Annotated in this window: 13 protein-coding genes; 2 read left to right on the plus strand and 11 right to left on the minus strand. The window is 64.7% G+C overall.

Going from position 1 to position 19,303, the window contains the following annotated elements:
- The first annotated feature begins 30 nt into the window (after nucleotides 1-30).
- Complete coding sequence (locus AU465_RS17925; protein ID WP_192250480.1) at nucleotides 31-570, plus strand: dihydrofolate reductase family protein; 540 nt, start codon at nucleotides 31-33, stop codon at nucleotides 568-570.
- A 5-nt stretch (nucleotides 571-575) separates the two neighbouring features.
- Here the strand turns inward: AU465_RS17925 and AU465_RS17930 are convergent, their stop codons facing one another.
- The 8 genes from AU465_RS17930 to AU465_RS17965 all read right to left on the minus strand — a co-directional run bounded on the left by AU465_RS17930 (nucleotide 576) and on the right by AU465_RS17965 (nucleotide 13,500).
- A complete protein-coding gene (locus AU465_RS17930) occupies nucleotides 576-1,877 on the minus strand; it encodes an HlyD family type I secretion periplasmic adaptor subunit (protein WP_192250482.1) in 1,302 nt (433 codons plus the stop codon).
- Between the two features lies 1 nt (nucleotide 1,878).
- Nucleotides 1,879-3,786 carry a type I secretion system permease/ATPase gene (locus AU465_RS17935; protein WP_312891277.1) on the minus strand — a complete coding sequence of 636 codons (1,908 nt, stop codon included), beginning with the start codon at nucleotides 3,784-3,786 and terminating at the stop codon, nucleotides 1,879-1,881.
- A 228-nt stretch (nucleotides 3,787-4,014) separates the two neighbouring features.
- Nucleotides 4,015-6,546, minus strand: coding sequence for a hypothetical protein (locus tag AU465_RS17940; protein WP_192250486.1), 2,532 nt, complete (start codon nucleotides 6,544-6,546; stop codon nucleotides 4,015-4,017).
- Nucleotides 6,547-7,062: 516 nt separating this feature from the next.
- The gene (locus tag AU465_RS17945) at nucleotides 7,063-7,917 is read right to left on the minus strand and encodes a patatin-like phospholipase family protein (protein ID WP_192250489.1); all 855 of its coding nucleotides are present in this window, start codon (nucleotides 7,915-7,917) and stop codon (nucleotides 7,063-7,065) included.
- On the minus strand, nucleotides 7,914-9,173 hold the full coding sequence (locus AU465_RS17950; RefSeq protein WP_192250492.1) for a M16 family metallopeptidase: 1,260 nt from the start codon (nucleotides 9,171-9,173) through the stop codon (nucleotides 7,914-7,916). Before AU465_RS17950 ends, AU465_RS17945 begins: the two co-directional genes overlap by 4 nt.
- A gap of 329 nt (nucleotides 9,174-9,502) precedes the next feature.
- Complete coding sequence (locus AU465_RS17955; protein WP_192250496.1) at nucleotides 9,503-10,864, minus strand: M16 family metallopeptidase; 1,362 nt, start codon at nucleotides 10,862-10,864, stop codon at nucleotides 9,503-9,505.
- 115 nt (nucleotides 10,865-10,979) lie between these two features.
- Nucleotides 10,980-11,534, minus strand: a complete 555-nt coding sequence (rsmD, locus tag AU465_RS17960; RefSeq protein ID WP_192250500.1) for a 16S rRNA (guanine(966)-N(2))-methyltransferase RsmD — start codon at nucleotides 11,532-11,534, stop codon at nucleotides 10,980-10,982.
- Nucleotides 11,515-13,500 (minus strand): pseudouridine synthase, encoded by a 1,986-nt coding sequence (locus tag AU465_RS17965; protein WP_192250502.1) that lies wholly within the window; start codon nucleotides 13,498-13,500, stop codon nucleotides 11,515-11,517. Before AU465_RS17965 ends, rsmD begins: the two co-directional genes overlap by 20 nt.
- Nucleotides 13,501-13,682: 182 nt before the next feature.
- On the opposite strand from AU465_RS17965, the gene AU465_RS17970 reads away from it, so the two are divergent.
- Nucleotides 13,683-14,135: a nucleoside deaminase gene (locus AU465_RS17970; RefSeq protein ID WP_192250505.1), complete on the plus strand. Its 453-nt coding sequence runs from the start codon at nucleotides 13,683-13,685 to the stop codon at nucleotides 14,133-14,135.
- A 32-nt stretch (nucleotides 14,136-14,167) separates the two neighbouring features.
- On the opposite strand, the gene AU465_RS17975 is transcribed toward AU465_RS17970, so the two are convergent.
- From AU465_RS17975 to AU465_RS17985, 3 genes are all read right to left on the minus strand, one after another.
- On the minus strand, nucleotides 14,168-14,845 hold the full coding sequence (locus AU465_RS17975; RefSeq protein ID WP_192250508.1) for a hypothetical protein: 678 nt from the start codon (nucleotides 14,843-14,845) through the stop codon (nucleotides 14,168-14,170).
- Between the two features lie 203 nt (nucleotides 14,846-15,048).
- Nucleotides 15,049-18,024, minus strand: a complete 2,976-nt coding sequence (ileS, locus tag AU465_RS17980) for an isoleucine--tRNA ligase (RefSeq protein ID WP_192250510.1) — start codon at nucleotides 18,022-18,024, stop codon at nucleotides 15,049-15,051.
- Between the two features lie 250 nt (nucleotides 18,025-18,274).
- A complete protein-coding gene (locus tag AU465_RS17985) occupies nucleotides 18,275-19,072 on the minus strand; it encodes a MipA/OmpV family protein (RefSeq protein WP_192250513.1) in 798 nt (265 codons plus the stop codon).
- Between the last annotated feature and the right edge of the window lie 231 nt (nucleotides 19,073-19,303).

The following is a 19,303-nucleotide window of genomic DNA, read 5'->3' on the forward strand; positions in this document are numbered from 1 at the left end:
GCGTTGCGTCCGAGACAAGGGAGAAACATCATGAGAAAGCTTATCGTCACCGAATTCATCAGTGTCGACGGCGTCGCCGAGGCCGAGAAGCTGCCGGGCGTGACCTGGAACGACGAGATGAATGCGTTCAAGGAGGACGAGCTTGCCGACAGCGGCGCCATGCTTCTCGGCCGCACGACCTACGAGATCTTTGCCGGTTCATGGCCCAAGGAAACCGGGGACTTCGCAGACCGCTTCAACGCGCTGCCGAAATATGTCGCCTCGACCAGGCAGAAGGCGTTCGACTGGCAGCCGGCGGAATTGCTTGCCGGCCCCCTGCCCGAAGCGGTCGCCAGGCTGAAGCAGCAGAGCGGCGGCAACATCTATGTCCACGGCAGCTTGAGCATTGCCCGGCAGTTGCTCAGCCACGGCCTCGTCGACCGCCTCCGGCTGCTCGTCTATCCGGGCGCCGTCGGCCAGGGCAAGCCGTTGTTCCCGTCCGACAAGCCGCTTGCGCTGGATCTGGTCTCCGCCGCGCCGTTCAGCAACGGCGTGGTGGCGCTGGAGTACAGGCCTGCAGCGAAACCGTAAGCGCTCTACTGCCGGAACGCGCGGCTGACCTGGTCCTGCAGCGGCTTCACCAGATAGGACATCACCGAACGGTCCTCGGTCTTGATGAAGGACTCCACCGGCATGCCGGGCACCAGTTTTACGTCGCCCAGCCGCGCCACCTCGGTCGCGGTCGTCGCGATGCGCACGGTGTAGTAGCTGACGCCGGTGCGCTGGTCGGTGGTGATGTCGGGCGAGGTCCGCTCGACCACGCCGTTGATCTGCGGCGTGGTGCGCTGGTTGAACGCCGAGAAGCGCAGCGAGGCGGGCTGGCCGACCCATAGCTGGTCGATGTCGCTCGGCGCGATCTTGGCCTCCACCGCCAGGCTGTCATTGTCGGGCACGACCTGCATGATCGTCTGTCCGGGCGTGACCACGCCGCCGATCGTATAGGCGATCGACTGCTGCACGACGCCGTCCTGCGGGGCGCGGATGTCGACTCGCTTCAACTGATCCTCGGCCGCGACCTTGCGCTCCAAAAGCTCACCCACCTTGCCGTCGACGTCGCGCAGGTCCTTGTTGACTTCGGTGCTGAGGTCGAGGTCGATCTGGATGATCTGCAGCTTGATCTCCGCGATCCTCCCTTGCGCCTGCGCCTGCGCGGCAATGAGTTGGCCGCGCTCGCCGTCCAGCCGCGTCGCCTCGCGCTCGGTTTGCGTCAGCCGGTCGATCGAAATGAGCTTCTTGGCCCAGAGCGCGCGCACCGAAGCGAGCTCCTTCTGCACCAGCTCGATCTCCTTGCTCTTTGCTTGCGCCTGCGCGGTGTCGCCGATGATCTCCTTCTCGAGCTGCGCGATGCGTTCCTCGAGCTGGCTCTTCTGACCCGCGCGGGATGTACGCCGCGTCTCGAAATGCTGCTTTTCGCCGGCAATCGCCTCGGCGACATCCGGGTCGGCGGAGCGGTCCAGCAGGTCGGCCGGAAAGACGATCGCGTCGCTGCCCAGGCGCTCGGCATCGAGGCGCGCCTTGCGCGCCGCAAGCTGGTCGAGCGCCTTGCTCACCACGGCAAGATTGGCGGCGGGCACGGTGCGGTCGAGCCGCAAAAGCAGGTCGCCGGCCTTCACGCGATCGCCGTCGCGGGCATCGATTTCGGCGACGATGCCGCCGGTCGAATGCTGCACGTCCTTGACGTGGGAATCGACGACGAGCGTGCCAGGAGCGATTACCGCGCCGGCGATCTCGGTGACCGAAGCCCAGCCGCCGACGCCTCCGGCAAGCAGGATCACGATGCCGAAGCCGAGCCGCATGTAGAAGCGGATCGACGAGTGGGAGGCGCCCGGGTAAACCATGCTAGTGCCCCCCCTCGCTTCCGTCACCGACGGCCCGCGGCGGGTTTTCGGCTGCCACCCTCAACTGCGGGTTGGCTGCCGGCACCGGCCGCAGCGTCGGGAACATCTTGGCGAACACCTCGTCCTTCGGGCCGAAGGCATGGATGCGTCCCTGGTTCATGGCCAGCACGAAATCGACGGCCGTCAGCACGTTCGGCCTGTGCGCGACGATAACCACCACGCCGCCGCGCTCGCGAACCGCTATCATGGCCCGAATGAGCGCCTGCTCGCCATCCATGTCGAGGTTGGAATTCGGCTCGTCGAGCACGACGAGGAACGGATCGCGATAAAGCGCGCGCGCCAGTGCGATGCGCTGCCGCTGGCCGGCCGACAGCGCCTCGCCATGCTCGCCGATCTCGGTCTCATAGCCTTCGCGAAAACCGACGATAAGCTCATGCGCGCCTGCCGCCTTCGCCGCGGCGATGATGGCGCCGGCATCGGCGTCGGGCTCGAAACGGGCGATGTTCTCGGCGACCGTGCCGGCAAAAAGTTCCACGTCCTGCGGCAGGTAGCCGATATGGCGGCCATGCTCCTGCTGCGACCACTGGTCGAGATCGGCGCCGTCCAATCTTATCCTGCCGGCCACCGGCAACCATGCCCCGACAAGAGCGCGCACCAGCGTGGATTTTCCCGACCCGCTCGGCCCGATGATGCCGACGGCATGGCCCGCCTCCATGGCGAAGCTTGCGTCATGGACCAGCAGCCGCTGTGTGCCCGGAGCGGCGATGGAAACATTCTGCATGCTCATATTCGCGCTCGGCGCGGGCAGCAGCATGGGCTCGGCCTCGGCAGGCAGCGCGGCCAGCACCTTCGTCAGACGCTGCCAGCCCAGGCGCGCGGTGATGAAGCCTTTCCAGTTGGCGATGGCAAGGTCGACCGGGGCCAGCGCGCGCCCGCTGAGGATCGATGCGGTGATGATGATGCCGGCCGTCGCCTGCTGCTCGATGACCAGCCAGGCGCCGATGCCGAGCATGGACGACTGCAGCAGCATACGCAGCACTTTCGATATCGCGCCGAAACCGCCGGCGACATCGCTCACCTTGCGCTGCTCGGCAATGTATTCGAGGTTGGCGTCTCCCCATCTCGCGGCGAGCCAGCCGGCCATGCCCATGGCGGCGACGACCTCAGCGTTGCGGCTCGCGGCGGTGATCAGGCCATTGCGGCGGATGCCGCTCAAGGTTCCCGACGACACCGGCTTTCGCGTCAGCCGTTCAGCCATAATCGTCAGCGTGACCAGCACGATTGCGCCGACCAGCGCCGTCACGCCAAGCAGCCAGTGGAACATGAAAATGATGACCAGGTAGAGCGGCAGCCACGGCAGGTCGAAAAGCGCTGTCGGTCCCATGCCCGACAGAAAGGCACGTACACCGTCGAGATCCCGCATCGGCTGCAGGCCGTCGCCCTCGCGCCCAGTCTTTAGCGGCAATCGCAGCATTGACGTGTAAACGCGTTGACCAAGCGCCTCGTCGAGGGCGCCGCCGATGCGCACCAGTACCCGCCCGCGCACGAAATCGAGGATGCCCTGCCCGCAATAGAGGATGAGCAGCAATATCGAGATGCCGACGAGCGTCGGCAGGCTGCGGCTCGGCAGCACGCGGTCATAGACCTCGAGCATGTAGAGCGAGCCGGTGAGCATCAACACGTTGAGCACGCCGCTGAACAGCCCGACCGCAAGGAAGGCCGAGCGACAGGAAGCGAGCGCCACGGCGAGCTCGGAACGAGGCGAGCGCGCCGCGCGGCGTCTTGGCGGGTTTGCCGATGGCTTGCCGCTTGTCACGGTGGGCCGGCCGGCGGCGCCGCCGGTTGCGCTGCCGGACATGCCCTGGCGGGGGCGAAATAGAGCCAGGCCGCCGACGCCCACAACTGCCACTGCAACAAGCATCTTGCCCAACGACGCCGGCCCCGCCGGCGCAGGCCATCCGGAGCCGCCGAAGATAAAAGGGGCAGCGCAAGCGATAAGGATCAGACCTATGAACCTTACCTTTGCCCGCGCTGAACCAGACCCTGCCTTGACTATCATTGCCGAAGCGACACCAAACAAAACACCACGGTCAATCCACCTGCCTCTCGCACGACCCCAGGCGGCGCATGCGATGCGTCAGCCGCCGTCATTGGCGTAGACGTGCAATATCGCCCCCTCGAACGTCATTCCGGTGTTGTTGTAGAAGTCGAGTTCCTGATGGATCAGGTTTCCGCCAAGCTCGGACCCCGCGGTGGCGGACTCGGCGTCCAGTCCGATGTTCCATGCTGCGCTGCTCGCCTTCACCGCGCTGCCACCACCCCAATCCTCGAAGTGAGAGGAGGATGTCCCGCCATTCTCCACCTGCAGCCAGTCGATGGCCTGGTCGAGATATTTGTGAGGGCTGTTGGGATCGGATGCGTCGCCGATCGGATTCCCGGCCAGATAGTTGAGCCAGGTGGCTGCCGCATCGCGGGCAAGGACAAAGCGTGTATCCTGCAGATCCTTGGTCGACGCGTTGATCACCTTCAGTGCATCGGCGTAGGAGATGAAGAACGTGTCCTCCCCGGCATCGGTCACCCCGTTCTTGTTGTAGTCTCCGATCAGAAGGCCTTTGGTGGCATCCTTTTGTCCGTCGTTGTTGGAATCGACAGCATAGAGCAATTCACCGGAAGCGAAGTTCGGGCCGGATTTGTCGGCACCCGCAACGCCATCCCAGAACGACTTGCCGAGATTGCTCCAGAAACCCGGGGTGCGCACTCCGGGACCTGCGAACGACTGAACTGTCGCGCTGTCTTCGGCGCTGACCTCGTTCAGGCTGTCATCGTCATGCGCCACGACTTCCACCGTGTTGGTTCTGGTGTCGGCGTTGGGAAGCAGGTTGAAGGCGCTGGTCGCTTCGAAGACCCAGGTCTCGTTGCTGTCGACTTGATAGTCGCCATCGAGATCGCCCGACACATAGTGTGTGCCGTATGAGCTGTTGGCTACGAAGCCGTCCACCAGATTAATGTCGTCGCTAGTATCTCCGGGCGTCGCGTTGTCGTCGACCAACGAGGTCAGCGTCAGCGGATCGAACACGCCGGCCGCGCTCGTGTTGGTTATCTCGTAGTGATAGGTGGCGTTCTGCGCTCCCGACTGAACCGTTTCGGACGAATGGAAGATGCCGTCATGATCGGCATCTACGGTTTTCTCGATGGCGACCGACGGCGCGACGTCGTTCACCGTCACGGTCGCAGTATCGTTGGCGGACACGTCGTCGGTGCTGTCGTCGTCATGGGCGTGCACGACAACCGTGTTGACGATGCTGCCGGCGTTGTGGGCGTCGACGCCGACGGTCGCGCTGAAGACCCATTTCTCGTTACTGTCGACGAGGTAGTCGCCATCGGTGTCGCCGGACACGTAGTAGTCGCCGTGAGTGCTGTTGGCGACGAAGCCGGTCAGCAGGTCGATGTCGTCGCTGGTGTCGCCGGGCGTCGCGTTGTCGTCGACCAGCGAGGTCAGCGTCAGCGGATCGAACGCGCCGGCAGCGCTCGTGTTCGTCACCTCGTAGGTGTAGGTGACGTCGGCGGCCGAGCCCTCGTCGATCGAGGTCGGGTCGGCGGTCTTCTCGATGGCGATCGACGGCGCGACATCGCTCACCGTCACGGTCGCGTCGTCTGTGGCCTGCACGTCGTCGGTGCTGTCGTCGTCATGGGCATGCACGACGACCGTGTTGACGATGCTGCCGCCGGCATTCTGGGCATCGATATTGACGTCCGCCGTAAAGATCCAGGTCTCGTTGCTGTCGACCAGGTAGTCGTTGTCGGTGTCCCCGGACACATAGTGAGTGCCATGCGAGCTGTTGGCGACGAAGCCGTTCAGCAGGTTGATGTCGTCACTGGGGTCGCCCGACGTCGCGTTGTCATCGACGAGCGAGGTCAGCGTCAGCGGATCGGTGGCTCCGTCAGCACTCGTGTTGGTCACCTTGTAGGTGTAGGTGACGGTCGTCGCCTCGCCCTCGTCGATTGAAGTCGGATCGGCCGTCTTCTCGATCGCGACCGCCGGCGCGTGATCTACATTGTCTTTGGTGATGACGCCCCACTCCTCAAAGCCACCGTCCGAGCCGCTGGGGTTGCCGAATGCCGAATACAGATAGACATAGTCCCCAGTCGCCCCCGTGAAGAAACTTGTCGGGATGTAGACGAAGAGATCGCCTTGTCCGCTGCCGGCTGGCGCGTCTTTGCCGGCGTTCAACTGAACGGTCACGTCACCGTCGGTGGCATTCCCATCCATGTCATAGAGCAACTGCTGGCTCTGGAGAGCGGAAAGGTTCGTAATATTCGGGTCTGATGCCGAGTATATCTGCAGCGAGTTCAGAGACAGCAACGACCCGGAAGGGCTGTTCGGCTCGTTCGCGTCGAGCTTGAACACGTAGTAGTCGTGACCGTCCACGGTCACCACCTGCATGTCGCTCAGCAGAAGCGCGTTGGTGTGCTCCTGCTGTTTGTCATCCAGCGGCAGCGGAGTGCCGTCGGTATTGAAGCCGCTCTCGGTGCCGTTCGCCCCAAGGACAAGGAAACTGTCATAGTTGCCGGTGCCGGAGTCGCCTTGCTGCTCGGCCGCAAAGATGGTGCCATCGGTCAACGTCTGCGATGTCGTCGCATCCGTCAGGTCAACTATGGTATCGGCCATTTCAAACTCCCTTGCGCCCAACGCGCCCCTATTGGCCGCGCGAGGCGGCGAACTACCCCATGCCAAAGGCGCTGCGATCAGCGCCCGATTCCGCGAGTGAGGGAGGGTCCGTTAAGCGTTCAACAGGCCGCGACCAACGGCTCCGGCCGGCGAGCAAATGCACATGGCGGCTCACGACGGCTGGCGGCTCGATGATGTACGGCTGAAGCGGCTATGAACGCCGCGCTGCGTTTCCCCTACCCCAGTAGCGCCGTGACTCGTTGTTGCCGGTCGGGAGACTGTTCTCGCTACTATATTAGGATATTATTAACTCTACCGCAGCGTGCGTCAACGGGCAATTCGATGAAGAGTTAATGACAAAACGCAAGCTTAGGCTTGAATGCGGCCCATAATGGATCACGAATAATTCATATCTTCATAGGTCCAACTTGATCAGGGACCTATGCAACTTTCCCATCGGACTTTTGTTGCCGGACCTTAGTCGCTATGCGCCCGCCCATGAAGGTGGCGACATCTCTACACCACCTTCTTGCCGCGCTTGCCGTCATGCTCGGCAACCGCCTTCTCGACGGCGCGCTTCAGCTCGTCCTTGATCTCGACGGTGTCGGCCATCAGCGCCTCGACCTTCAGGAAATCGAGCACGCGGTATTTCGAGACCGCCGGGCGGATGAGGATATCCGGCGGGTGCTGCCGCAGCTTGTTGGCGGTGATCGACTGCATCATCAATTGCGTGGCGCCATACATCAGGTCGACCGTGGTCGGGTGCTTGCGCTCGACGTCGCTCGGCGCCCCCACCACGTCGATGGCGATAATGATGTCGGCGTCCTTCTCGACGAGATCGAAGGGCACCGGATTGTAGATGCCGCCGTCGATCAGCACGCGGCCGTCGCGCGTCACCGGGCGAAACACCGCCGGAATGGCGGCCGAGGCTGCCAGCGCCGAATGCAGGTCGCCCTCGGCGAAGACCGCGAGCTTGTGGCCGAAATAGTCGGTCGCCGTGACTTTCAGCGGGATCTTCAGCTCTTCGAAGGTGGCGGGAATGGCGTCAGGCAGGAAAGCCTTGAGGATGCGTTCGACATTGAACTGGCCGACGCGGATGCCGCCCTGCATGGCCTCCGCGATCGTGCCCGGCCGCGAGCGCCACATGCGCGCGGCCACCTCGGCGCGGCTGCCGAGGATCGAGCGGCTGTAATCGTGGATCTCCGCCCCTCGCATGCCGGCGGCCATCCCGGCGCCCATTATCGCGCCGATCGAGGAGCCGGCGATCGCCACCGGCCTGATGCCGAGCTCGTCCAGCGCCTCGATGGCGTGGATATGCGCAAGTCCCCGCGCCCCGCCGCCGCCGAAGGCAACCGCGAAAGTCGGGCTCATCCCTTGCCGCTCCCCGCCACCTGCACAAGCGGCGGACCGATCACCATCACCGCCGGGTCGGCCGACAGCAGCTTCTTCGCCGCCGCCTTGACGTCTGCAAGCGTCACCGCGTCGATCAGCGCGGCACGGCGCTTGATATAGTCGATGCCGAGATTGTCGAGCTGCAGTTCGACCAGCGTTGCGGCGATGGAACTAGAGGAGTCCAGGTTGTTGATGGCATAGGCCCCGATCATGTATTTCTTGGTCGCCGCAAGCTCCTCCTCGGTTGGCCCCTTCTCGGCCATCTCCTTTACCACCTGGCGCACGATCGACAGCGTCTCGGCGGCGCGGTCGGAGCGGGTCGCCGTCGTGACCAGCAGCGCGTTGGAATGCTCGTGATCGACGAGATCGGAGCTGACGCCATAGGCAAGGCCGCGCTTCTCGCGCACCTCCTCGTAAAGCCGCGACGTGAAGGTCGAGCCGCCGAGAATCTCGTTCATCAGCACCGCGGCGTAGAAATCCGGATCGCTCCGTTTCACGCCGGGCCAGGCAAGCTGCAGCGAGGTCTGCGGCAGGTCGTAGTTCACTTCCAACTGCTGGCCGAGCTTGGGCACGACATCGGCAACGGAGGCCAGTGTCTGCTTCTGCGGCAAGTCGCCGAACACCTCGTCCAGCTTGCCGCTCAGCGTGGCGGCGTCGATGTCGCCCACCACCGTCACATGCAGACCACCACGGGCGAAATTCGCTTTGTGGAAGGCCTTGAGGTCGTCGGCGGTGATGGTGGCGAGGCTCTCCTTGGTGCCCTCGTCCGGCCGCGCATAGGGATGCTTGCCATAGATCGCGCGCAGCCAGCGTTGCTGGGCGATCGTGTTGGGATCGCGCTCATTGGCGAGGATGCCTGAGAGTGTCTGGGCGCGGATGCGGTCGATCGGCGCCTGGTCGAAGCGCGGGCTGTTCACCGAGAGCTTCAGCAGGCCGAAAGCCTCGTCCTTCTGGTCGGACAGCATGCGCATCGAGCCATAGGTGCCGTCGCGCGCCGCCTGAAAACTCATCTCGGCGCCGGCATCGTCGAGCTTTAGCTGGAAGGCCTCGCTGTCGAGGTCGCCGGCGCCCTCGTCGAACAGGCCGGTCATCAAATTGACCAGCCCTTCCTTGCCGGCGGGGTCCTGTGCGGTGCCGCCATCGAAGACGAAGCGGATGGCAACCAGCGGGATCGAATGGTCTTCCACCAGCCAGGCGGTGATGCCCTTCTTCGACTTCACCTCCTGGATATTCATCTCCGCGTGAGCGGCAAGCGCCGGCAAGAGCAGGAAGAAAAGGGCAAAGCAGAGGGTGGCGAAGATGCGATAGAGTCCCCCTTCTCCCCTTGTGGGAGAAGGTGTCGCCGAAGGCGACGGACGATGGGTTCTGGGCGGAGTGCGACTTTGGAAACCGCCAGCCCTCGATGCCCGACGAGATAGGTCGCGTTTCTTCCAACACCCCTCATCCGTCTCGGCGCTGCGCGCCGATCCACCACCCTGGGGCGAGCCACGGGTCTCGCCCCGTCCTTCGGACCCCACAAGGAGAGAAGGAAAAGCACTCATCCGTCCGCGTACAAGGCTCATCATCAGTTGCCCGCCTGTTGCTGCGGCAGGAGATAGCCGGTCGTCGAATGGTCGAGCACGAGGTAGCGGGCGGCCGCCGCCTTGATCTCTCCGGCTGTCACCTTGCGGATGCGGTCCGGCCATTCCTCAACATCCTTCACATTGCCGCCGGTGGCGAGCGTCGAGCCGTACATATTGGCCATGTCGTCCTGCTTGTCGCGGGCAAAGATCATCGAGCGGACGTAGCGCGTCTTGGCCCGCTCCAGTTCGTCATCGGTCACCCCGTCCCTCACGATGCGCGCGATCTCGGCGTCGACGGCAGCTTCGACATCGGAAAGCTTGGCGTCGCCGCGCGGCGAGCCGTAGACGGTGAAGTTGGTGGCGTCGAGCATGGTGCCCTGGAAGAACGCGCCGGCCTCGGAGGCGATGCCCTGCTTGACCACCAGCTGCTGGTATAGCCGGCTGCGGTTGTCGCCGCCCAGGATCTCGGCCAGAAGATCGAGCGCCTCGGCCTCGCCGGGCTTGGCGGTATGATAGGACGGCACAACCCATTGCGTGGAAAAGCTCGGCACCGAGACGCGCGCGTCGGTGAGGGTGACCGTGCGCCGCGTGTTCTGCTCCGGCTCGACCGGGCGGATACGCGGCCGCAGATCCGGCCCGCGCGCGACCTTTCCGTACGTCCTTTCGGCCATCGCCTTCACCGCGTCCGGATCGACATCGCCGGCGACGATCACCACGGCGTTGTTCGGCCGGTAGAAGGTGTCGTAAAAAGCCTTGGCGTCCTCGCGGTTCAGCTGCTGCATCTCCTGCATCCAGCCGATCACCGGAATGCGGTAGGGCTGGTTCTGCCAGAGCGTCGCGTCGACCTCCTCGTCGAGCACGGCCTGCGGATCGCTGTCGATACGCGAGCGGCGCTCCTCCAGGATCACGTCGCGCTCGGTCTTGATGACGTCGTCGGTGAGGACGAGGTTGCGCATGCGGTCGGCCTCGAACCCCATCATCTGCTCGAGCGCCGAAGGCGGCACCGTTTCATGGAAGGCGGTGTAATCGTATGACGTGAAGGCGTTGTTCGAGCCGCCGATGTCGGCCACGGCCCGGTCGAACTCGCCGGCAGCGTGGTTGGCGGTCGCCTTGAACATCAGATGCTCGAAGAAATGCGCGATGCCGGATTTGCCGGGCGGCTCGTCGGCGCTGCCGATCTTGTACCAAACCATATGCGTGACGATCGGGGCGCGATGGTCCGGAATGACGACCACCTCCATGCCGTTGTCGAGCAGGAAGTCCTTGACTTCCGCCTCGTCCCCGGCCCACGCCGGAGCCTGCGCTGCCAGTGCCAGCGTGCCGGCAAGGAATGCTGCGCGCAGCCCTCTGGTGCTCAATGTCATCAAATGCTCCGGTTTCGGTCGCGCGACGATAGAAAAGCTTCGCTGGCGAGCCAAAGTGAATTGTTCGTCATTTTCGAGGCGGGACCTAACCTTCTCTCCTTGTGGGAGCCGGGCCTTACCCAACCTCGATGAACCTGATCACCGTATCGCCATAGCCGCGCTCGTCCACCACGGAAAAACCGGCGCCCGGCTCGAATGCCGCCGAGGCCGCCTCCTCGACCACGCAGAGCGCGCCAGGCGAAAGCCAGCCGCCGACCTTGGCCGAGCGCAGCGCGCGTTCGCCGAGCCCCTTGCCATAGGGCGGGTCGGCGAAGACCAGGCCGAAGGGCGAGAGCGTGCCGGCGTCGCCGAGATGGGTGGCGTCGCGGCGGAAGATTTTTGTGCGCCCGGTGAGCCCGAAGGCCTCGACATTGTCGCGGATCAGCCCGCGCCCTTCCGCCGATTCCTCGATGAAGACACAGTAGGAGGCGCCGCGCGACAGCGCTTCCAGCCCGAGCGCGCCGGTGCCGGCGAAGAGATCGAGCACACGGCCGCCCTCGAGCTTCTCGGCATAGCGATGCGCCAGCACGTTGAACACCGCCTCGCGGGTGCGGTCGGTGGTGGGGCGGATGGCGTTAGAACGGGGCGTCGTCAGCGGACGCCCACGAAGCTCACCGCCGACGATCCGCATTGCCACCTCTCGTACCCTTCGGACCGCGCGGCCTGTCGCCGCCGCTTCCCTCGGGTCGATCGCCTCTTGGTTTGCCGAACGGCTTGCCGCCTGGCTTGAACGATGCCTTGCGCGCCTTCGCCTCCGCGACCCTTGCGGCGTCGGCCTCCGCCCTGCCCTTGCCGATCGGCCGAGCGCCCGGCGCCATCCAGACATTGGCTTTGCGCTGGCCCGGCGGCTCGATCGGGCGAGGCTCGCCTTTCTTGCCGCCGGCTTTGCCGCCGAAGCCGCGCTCGGACTTGCCGAAGCCGCGCTCGGATTTGTCGAAGCCGGACTTTGAGCCGCGCTCGCCGAAGGCCCTGTCAGGCTTGGTCGACAGCTTGCCCAGAGCCTCGTCGCGGCTGCCTTCGCGGCGCTTGCGGGCCTTGATCAGCCCACCTTCGCCGATTGGACGGCGATCGCCCTCGCGCGAGAATTTCGGTCGCTCAGCCTCCTCGCGGCGCGGCTCGGTGCGCCGCACCGGCTTGTTGGAGAAGGGTTTCGTGATCTCGGCGTCGAAATTGGCGCCGGATTCCTCGATCAGCCGCTCACCGAGCTGCTCGCGCAGCATGCGGCCCTTGATCTCCTGCACATGGCCTTCCGGCAGATCGTTAAGCTGGAACGGCCCGTAAGAGATGCGGATCAGCCGGGTCACATCCAGGCCAAGCGCGCCGAGGATGTTCTTCACCTCGCGATTCTTGCCTTCGCGCAGTCCAATCGTCAGCCAGGCGTTGGTGCCCTGCTCGCGGTCGAGCGATGCTTCGATCGAACCATAGAAGACACCGTCGACCGCGATGCCTTCGCGCAAGCCAGCAAGCGCGCTCTCTTCGACCTTGCCGTGGACGCGGACGCGATAGCGCCTCAGCCAGCCCGTTGCCGGCAGTTCGAGCACGCGCGACAGCCCACCGTCATTGGTGAGCAGCAGCAGGCCTTCGGTGTTGATGTCGAGGCGGCCGATTGTCATCAGCCGCGGCAGGTCGGCCGGCAACACGTCGAATACGGTCTTGCGGCCTTCCGGATCGCGGTTGGTGGTGACCACCCCCGCCGGCTTGTGGAACAGGAACAGCCGCGTGCGCTCGATCGGCGGGATCTCGGTGCCGTCGAGGTGGATGACATCGTCGGGCATGACGTTGAAGGCCGGCGACGACAGCACTTTGCCGTTGACCTTGACGCGGCCGGCAGCGATCAGTTCCTCAGCGTCGCGGCGCGATGCGATGCCAGCGCGCGCCAGCCGTTTGGCGATGCGCTCGCCAGCCTCCGGCGCTGCTTCCGAGGGCCGCGGGCGCGGCTTGAAGCCGCCCTGCCTGGGCGCGGTGTCGCGCGGCGGACGATCGCTGAAATCGCGCTTTGGGCGCTCCGCGAAATCACGTTTGGGATGGTCGGCGAAGTCGCGCTTGGGACCATCGAAGCGCCGTTCGCCGCGCTCGCCTTCGGCGGCCATCGGCCGATCGCCGCGCGGCGTGTAGGGTTTGCGTCCTTCGCGCTTGTCGAAGGGCTTGCCGTCGCGCGGCGGTCCTTTGCGGAACGGTCTTTCGCCACGCTCGCCGCCCTCGCCGACTTCACGTGGCTTGTAGCTGCGCTTGAAATCCCGGCGCTCGCCTTCGGCCGCCACCGGCCGATCGCCATGTGGCGTATAAGGTTTTCGCGCGCCTTCACGCTTCTCGAATGGCCTGCCCTCGGGGCGCGGTCCTTTGCGGAACGGCCTTTCGCCGCGTTCCGCGCCCTCGTCGCGTGGCTTGTAGGCCCGCTTGAACTGGGGCTTCTCGCCGTCGGCGGCCAACGGCCTGTCGCTACGCTGTGAGTAGGGCTTGCGCGCGCCATCGCGCTTCTCGAAGGGCTTGCCCTCCGAACGCGGCCCTTTGCGGAACGGCTTGTCGCCGCGCGGCGCCGGTTTCGATCCGCCTTTGCGCGGTCCCTTTTGTCGTGATGATTTCTTATCGTCGTCCATATGGATCTTGCTCGTCTTGGACTGCTACAGCGCACGCGCCCCTTCGGACGCGCAATGCAGGCAGTGTCATCTTGATTTTGCGCATGCAGCAGCGCGGCAAAAACCGATTCCGGTTTTCAGGGTCACGCGCTAGATAACAGGATCACCGTCGGGTGGCGAGGAGTAATCGGAATGGAAAGCGCGTGAAGCGGCCGGATTTCATGGCTTTGGCGCTCAAGGAAGCCGAGGCGGCCGCAAGCCGGGGCGAAGTTCCGGTCGGCGCCGTGATCGCTTACGGCAACAATGTGGTGGCGAAGGCCGGCAACCGCACGCGCGAGCTCGCCGACCCGACCGCGCACGCCGAGATGCTGGCGATCCGCGAAGCCTGCCGCAAACTCGCCAGCGAGCGGCTTACCGGTCACGACCTCTATGTGACGCTGGAACCTTGCGCCATGTGCGCCGGCGCCATTTCCTTTGCGAGACTCCGGCGGCTTTATTTCGGCGCCGCCGACGAGAAAGGCGGCGCGGTGGTCAACGGCGCGCGCTTCTTTGCCTCGCCCACCTGCCACCATGCGCCAGACATCTATTCGGGGCTAGGCGAAAGCGAAGCGGCCCTCATCCTGAAGGATTTCTTCCGGGAGAAGCGGGAAATCTAAGGCTGCAGCGCGGTTTGAAGACTGCGGGACGCTTACAGGCCCAGCCAGTCGAACCAGCCGCCGCCCTTCTTGCCTTCCGCCTGCGCCTTGAGCCGGCGCTCCTTCTTGTACTCGTCCTCGCCGAGCTCGTTCTGCGGCGCGGTGTCGGCAGCCTGACGATAGGCGAGCGGCGGCTCGCTCAGATATTTGCGGACATTGGGATTGCCCTGCTTCTGCTCCGCGAGGCGGCGCTGGATCTCGGCGGTGCGGGTCGCGCTGGAATCGTCCGGCGACCAGCGCGGCGGGTGGCTGGACGCAGAATCGGCCATCGCCTTCTTCACCGCCACCGGATCGGTCTGCACGTCCTCGACGGCCTCCGGCTGGTAGTTCGGATCGTTCTGGTGGGCGGTCGCGTCGGCGCGGATGCGGGCGCGGCGCGCCTCGGGCGATTCGGGCCAGTCGGCGCTCGCCGTCTGGATGCTTTCCTGCGGCGGCGGCAGGTTTTCCTTCTGGCCGGGAGCCGGCTTCACCAGATCGGGGCGCGGCTTGTAGTCGATAGGATCGCGGTGCTTCGGCGTGATCGCAATGGCGCCTGAAACGTCGTCGGCGAGCTGCTCGGCGGCGGTCTTGTCCGTTCCGTAGGTCGGAGAGCCGACGCAGCCCGACATGGCAAAGGCCGACACCACGAGCGGCGCCAGCAGCGCGGCGCGCGCAAAAGTCTTTTCGGTCATGCCATACAGTCCCACTCTAGCTGCCTCTGATCGCCACCGGCCAACGGCGCGGTCCCCGTCATCCCCGCACTTGCGATGGAAATCCGGCGACAATTTGTCTGCCGGAGTGTCGCGTGTTTACCTCAACCACTTGTTAAGGGCAACGCGCGGGCGGATATGGGCCGCCCGGCGTGGCATTTCTGCACCGGCTTATAAACAGGTGCCTACAAACGCCCGAGCGCTTTCAGCTCATGCAGCACCGTGGCGTCGCGGGCCGAGACATCCGGGAATTCCGAATCCTGCCCGACATCGGCCGTGTAGCGCCAAGAGCGCGCGCATTTGACCAGACCGCGGTCCTCGGCCTTTTCCACAACCACGGCGACGCCCTTGACGTCGTCGAGGGTAAAAGCGCCCTCAGGCGCCTTGCCATGCTTGATGACCAAGTCGCTGGTGATCGCCATCTCGGCCATGTCGACATCGGCGATCGCGGCTTCCAGCGCGGCATCGTCGATCGTGACCACCGGCACGGCTTCCAGCGAGGAGCCGATCAGCTTTTCGGCGCGCGCGATCTCGAGCGCGCCGGTGACGACGCGGCGCACTTGCCGGACCTTGCGCCACTTCTCGGCCAGCGCCTCGTTCCGCCAGTTTTCCGGAATGGCCGGGAACTGGTCGAGATGCACCGAGACGGCCTCGGGGTGGCGGTCGAGCCAGGCCTCTTCCATGGTGAAGGGCAGCATCGGCGCCAGCCACTTCACCAGGCATTCGAAGAGGTGACGCACGACCTGCACCGCCGCCTTGCGGCGCAGGCTGGAGGGCCCGTCGCAGTAGAGCGCGTCCTTGCGGATGTCGAAGTAGAAAGCCGAGAGCTCCACCACCATAAAGTCGAGCAGCGCGCGGGTGATGCGCTTGAACTCGAAGGCGTCGTAGCCCTGGCGCACCAACTCGTCGAGCTCGGACAAGCGGTGCAGCATCAGCCGCTCCAACTCCGGCATCTTGTCCAGCGCAACGTCCTCGCCATCGTCATGGGCAAGCGTGCCCAGCATCCAGCGGATCGTGTTCCTGAGCTTGCGGTAGGCGTCGATATTGGTCTGCAACACGTTCTTGCCGAGCCGCTGGTCTTCCCAATAGTCGGTCGTCACCACCCAGAGCCTGAGGATATCGGCGCCGGACTGCTTGATCACGTCCTGCGGCACGACGGTGTTGCCGAGCGACTTCGACATCTTGCGGCCTTCCTCGTCCATGGTGAAGCCATGGGTGATGACCGTGTCGTAGGGCGCCCTGCCCCTGGTGCCGCAGCTTTCTAGCAGCGAGGAATGGAACCAGCCGCGATGCTGGTCCGAGCCTTCGAGATAGACGTCGGCCGGCCATTTGAGGTCGGGGCGATCCTCCAGCGTGAAGACATGCGTCGAGCCGGAATCGAACCAGACGTCGAGGATATCCATCACCTGGTGCCATTTCGAGGCGTCATGATTGCCGAGGAAGCGCTCCTTGGCGCCGTCCGCGAACCAGGCGTCGGCGCCTTCCTTCTCGAAGGCGTCCATGATGCGCTGGTTGACCGCCTCGTCCTTCAGCACATTGCCGTCCTCGTCGGCGAAGACGGCGATCGGCACGCCCCAGGCGCGCTGGCGCGACAGCACCCAGTCGGGGCGTTCCTCGATCATGGCGCGGATGCGGTTCTGGCCGGCCGCCGGCACGAAGCGGGTGTCGTCGATCGCCTTAAGCGCGCGGCTGCGCAGCGTCGTACCGTCGCCGAGGTCCTTGTCCATATAGACGAACCATTGCGGCGTGTTGCGGAAGATGATCGGCTTCTTCGAGCGCCAGGAATGCGGATAGCTGTGCTTCAGCCGGCCGCGCGCGAAGAGCGCGTTGCGCTTGATCAGCTCCTCGATGACCGCCTGGTTGGCGTTGCCCTTCTTGCCGTTGTCGTCGATGACGCGCGCCGGCCCGCCCTCGCGGTCCGGGCCGAAGCCCGGTGCGTCCCTGGTGAAGAAGCCGGCATCGTCGACCGGGAACGGGATCGAGGTGTCGACGCCGCGCTTGAGCAGCTCGGCCACCGCATCCATCCAGGCGTCGAAGTCCTCGCGGCCGTGGCTGGGCGCGGTGTGCACGAAGCCGGTGCCGGCATCGTCGGTGACATGCTCGCCCGCGATCATCGGCACGGGGAACTGATAGCCGTCCGCAAGGCCCCTGAACGGGTGCGAAAGTGTCAGGCTTGCAAGCTGTTCGGCCGAAACGTTGTGAAGGCGGTTCAACGTGACCTTGGCCTTGGAAGCGGCGTCCTCGGCCAGCGCGTCGGCGAAGATCAGCTTCTCTCCGGGCTGCGGGCCGAAATCGTTCTCGGCCGCCGTCACCTCGTAGAGGCCGTAGGCGACGCGGGACGAATAGCTGACGGCGCGGTTGCCGGGCAGTGTCCACGGCGTCGTCGTCCAGATGACGACATGGGCTTCTAGCAGGTCGAGCGAGGATTCGGACAATGCCGCCGCCTGCGCGTCCTCGGCGCCGGAAACCGGGCGCGCAAGGCTCGCGACCGGGAATTTCACCCAGATCGTGTCGCTCTCATAGTCCTGGTACTCGACTTCCGCCTCGGCCAGCGCGGTGCGCTCGACAACGCTCCACATCACCGGCTTGGAACCGCGATAGAGCTGGCCCGACATGGCGAACTTCAACAGCTCGCCGGCGATGCGCGACTCGGCATGATAAGCCATCGTTGTGTAAGGGTTGTCGAAATCGCCGATGACGCCGAGGCGCTGGAACTCGTCGCCCTGCACCTTGATCCAGTGCTGGGCGAAGTCGCGGCATTCCTTGCGGAACTCGTTGACCGGCACCTCGTCCTTGTTCTTGCCCTTGGCGCGATACTGCTCCTCGATCTTCCATTCGATCGGCAGGCCGTGGCAGTCCCAGCCCGGCACGTAATTGGCGTCGTAGCCGCGCATCTGGAAGGAGCGGTTGATGACGTCCTTGAGGATCTTGTTCAGCGCATGGCCGATATGGATGTTGCCGTTGGCATAGGGCGGGCCGTCATGCAGCACGAATTTCTCGCGCCCGGCGGCTTCCTCGCGGAGCTTGCGATAAAGGTCCATGTCCTGCCAGCGCTTGACCAGGCCGGGTTCCTTCTCGGGCAGGCCGGCGCGCATCGGGAAATCCGTCTGCGGCAAATAGAGCGTTCTGGAATAGTCGATCGTTTCAACGGTGTCGGTCATTGGTCTGCCATGTGCATTGCCCGGCGGCGGAAAGGCTCGGGCGTTGAACTATCATCATCTGGAAAAAGCGCGAGGGCCACGCGCAAAAGTCCCGGCGGCTCCGGCGGCTCTCAGGCCACCCGGAACACCGGGCTCGTAATTCGTATCGCAATCGCAAACAGGCGCGAAAAGCTCGTCATGGCGTGGCTTTTAGCGGATGGCGCGGCAGGAATAAAGCGCGGATTTCAAGGCAGAGCGCTGGTTTCTTGCCCTACATCGAGAAATTGAAGCGGTAGGTGGTCGAGACACCGACTGTCCACTGATTGCGGTCGCCGCGCTGCTTGACCAGGCTGGAATCGGCCGCCGGCCCCATCAGGCGCGAATATTCGGTGAAGACGCTGGCCGTCATCGGCTCGGTCACTTTCCAGGTGATCGCGCCGCCGAGGCCCGTCGACTTCAGCCCGCCGCCCGGATGGTATTCGCTCAAGCCCGAAGCCGCCGCTTCCTTGGCGTTGACGCCGTAATAGGCGTCGAAATAACCCGACGAAGCGAAGGATACGCGGGGGCCGCCGGAGATGCGCACCGTGGGCGTGACGTCGTAGAAGGCGTCCGCCGCGATGTCGGCGACGAAGCCGTCATGGGCACGGATGCCGTGCCTCAACTCCGCACGCGCACGCATCCAGTCGAAAGGATAGAATTCGAAGAAGCCGCCCGCCTCGCCGCCCCAGCGCACCGGGTCGAGGCCCTTCAGCTCGTCCTTGCTGTCGCGCGAGAACAGGAACTTGCCGGTGAGGCCGGCGCGCACGCTGCCGTCGTCGATCAGCGCCAGCGAGATGTTGTCGTTGCGCGAGGTGAAGCGCGCCTCCGGACCGGCCTTGCCGAGCGAGATGATGGGCTGGGCGCTCAGCATGTACTTCTTGCCGCCTTCGAAATTCGGCGCGACCAGGCCGGTGGCGCCGAGCGTCAGGTACCAGTCGCCGGAAATCCAGCTCCCCTCGCCCGCCCGGGCTGAGGAGACGGCCATCAGGCCAGAGGCGAGAACCAGCGGAATCGTCCCGACAATACGCATCGTCACCCCTTACGCGAAACAGGCCGGCAGGAACACCCGGCAGCGCTCAAGCCATGACGCGAGTTCGGTAAAATTTGACTTAAGATCCGTAACAGTGGCGACGGCGGCTGGACTGCTTGGTTCCCACTGATTCAACGACTCGCGTTGTCGCAAATTCAAGACGTCCGGAACGCGCCGATATCGTTCTCTAATGGGTCAAGGGGCGGCGGCTCGGTTTTGAGCATTGTCGAC

It is taken from the genome of Mesorhizobium silamurunense, assembly GCF_014843905.1.
Classification (GTDB): Bacteria; Pseudomonadota; Alphaproteobacteria; order Rhizobiales; family Rhizobiaceae; genus Mesorhizobium; species Mesorhizobium silamurunense.

Coding starts and splice junctions, on each gene's coding strand:
- AU465_RS17965 (WP_192250502.1), bottom strand. CDS start 13,500: ATGGACGACGATAAGAAATCATCACGACAAAAGGGACCGCGCAAAGGC.
- AU465_RS17985 (WP_192250513.1), bottom strand. CDS start 19,072: ATGCGTATTGTCGGGACGATTCCGCTGGTTCTCGCCTCTGGCCTGATG.
- AU465_RS17975 (WP_192250508.1), bottom strand. CDS start 14,845: ATGACCGAAAAGACTTTTGCGCGCGCCGCGCTGCTGGCGCCGCTCGTG.
- AU465_RS17940 (WP_192250486.1), bottom strand. CDS start 6,546: ATGGCCGATACCATAGTTGACCTGACGGATGCGACGACATCGCAGACG.
- AU465_RS17950 (WP_192250492.1), bottom strand. CDS start 9,173: ATGAATATCCAGGAGGTGAAGTCGAAGAAGGGCATCACCGCCTGGCTG.
- AU465_RS17925 (WP_192250480.1), top strand. CDS start 31: ATGAGAAAGCTTATCGTCACCGAATTCATCAGTGTCGACGGCGTCGCC.
- ileS (WP_192250510.1), bottom strand. CDS start 18,024: ATGACCGACACCGTTGAAACGATCGACTATTCCAGAACGCTCTATTTG.
- AU465_RS17945 (WP_192250489.1), bottom strand. CDS start 7,917: ATGAGCCCGACTTTCGCGGTTGCCTTCGGCGGCGGCGGGGCGCGGGGA.
- AU465_RS17930 (WP_192250482.1), bottom strand. CDS start 1,877: ATGGTTTACCCGGGCGCCTCCCACTCGTCGATCCGCTTCTACATGCGG.
- rsmD (WP_192250500.1), bottom strand. CDS start 11,534: ATGCGGATCGTCGGCGGTGAGCTTCGTGGGCGTCCGCTGACGACGCCC.
- AU465_RS17955 (WP_192250496.1), bottom strand. CDS start 10,864: ATGACATTGAGCACCAGAGGGCTGCGCGCAGCATTCCTTGCCGGCACG.